Source organism: Planctomonas deserti (genome assembly GCF_003067705.1).
GTDB lineage: Bacteria > Actinomycetota > Actinomycetes > Actinomycetales > Microbacteriaceae > Planctomonas > Planctomonas deserti.
This window is the reverse complement of the sequence record NZ_QANL01000143.1, coordinates 1-574: the sequence shown is the minus strand read 5'-3', so window position 1 is coordinate 574 and position 574 is coordinate 1. Positions and strand designations below refer to the sequence as shown.

The 574-nt window shown below is 65.0% G+C and carries 1 protein-coding gene; it reads left to right on the top strand.

Features of this window, described 5'->3' with window-relative positions; all coding sequences use genetic code 11:
* Nucleotides 1-17: 17 nt before the first annotated feature.
* The coding region (htpX, locus tag DAI20_RS19985) for a protease HtpX (RefSeq protein ID WP_240606151.1) at nucleotides 18-574 on the top strand (557 nt) is incomplete at its 3' end.

Here is a 574-nt window from a genome sequence, read left to right as displayed (position 1 = left end):
GGGTCAATCCAAGCCAGATGAGCGGCCTGCTGGTCATGGCCGGCATCTTCGGCTTCGGTGGTTCCTTCATCTCGCTGCTGCTGTCCAAGTGGATGGCCAAGCGCTCCACCGGTGCGGTGGTGATCACCGAGCCGCGCAACCAGACCGAGCGCTGGCTGCTGGCCACGGTCGAGCGCCAGGCCAAGGCGGCCGGCATCGGCATGCCAGAAGTGGCCGTGTACGAAGGCCCGGAGATCAACGCCTTCGCCACCGGCGCCAACCGCAACAACGCGCTGGTCGCGGTGTCCACCGGCCTGCTGCACAACATGAGCGAAGACGAAGCCGAAGCGGTGCTGGGCCACGAGATCGCCCACGTTGCCAACGGTGACATGATCACCATGGCGTTGCTGCAGGGCGTATTGAACACCTTCGTGATCGTGCTGGCCCGCGTGGTCGGCGGCATCATCGACAGCGCGCTGTCGGGCAACCGCGAAGGCGGCGGCCGCGGTTTCGCCTACTACATCATCGTGTTCGTGCTGGAGATGGTGTTCGGCCTGTTCGCTACCATGATCTCGATGTGGTTCTCGCGCCACCG